At 50.5% G+C, this 507-nt stretch carries 2 pseudogenes; both read left to right on the plus strand.

The features are described from left to right. Positions 1-276, plus strand: a pseudogene (gene fliI, locus R7Z50_RS31355) (flagellum-specific ATP synthase FliI); the annotation flags it as partial. A gap of 15 nt (positions 277-291) precedes the next feature. Then, positions 292-507, plus strand: a pseudogene (locus R7Z50_RS31360) (flagellar export protein FliJ); the annotation flags it as partial.

A 507-nucleotide genomic window follows, 5' to 3' on the forward strand; every position in this document is an offset into this window, starting at 1 on the left:
GATATCAACGCTTCTATCAGCCGTTGTATGAGCACTTGTACGCAACCTGCTCATTCCACCATCGCAAACAACTTCCGCCAAATGTACTCCAATTACCTTCAGGTGAAAGAGTTACTGCCGCTTGGTGGCTATCAACCGGGTCAGGACCCTGAGTTGGATCAGTCTGTGTCGATGTATCCGCATTTGCGTTCGTACTTACAGCAATCAGCGAACGAGGCGGTGGATTACACCACCAGTTTGACTGAGCTGGCTCAAATGTTCCAAGGCGCACAGTAGAGAGCGAACGCAGCGATGAAAGCCAAACTTAAAGCGGTCGGAAAACTGCAACAAATGGAAGAAAAGCAGCGTGATAGGGTCGGGCAACAGCTCGACGCTATGCGTCAGCGTCACAATCATCTTTCAACGCAGTTGCAACAACTTTCAGCTCTCAAAGGGCACGCTGGTCAATCGGCGTTGTCCTCTCCGTCTTTGAATAGCGCGGCGTTGATGAACTTCAACCGCGTTGAT

The organism is Vibrio sp. 1249-1, from assembly GCF_033340495.1.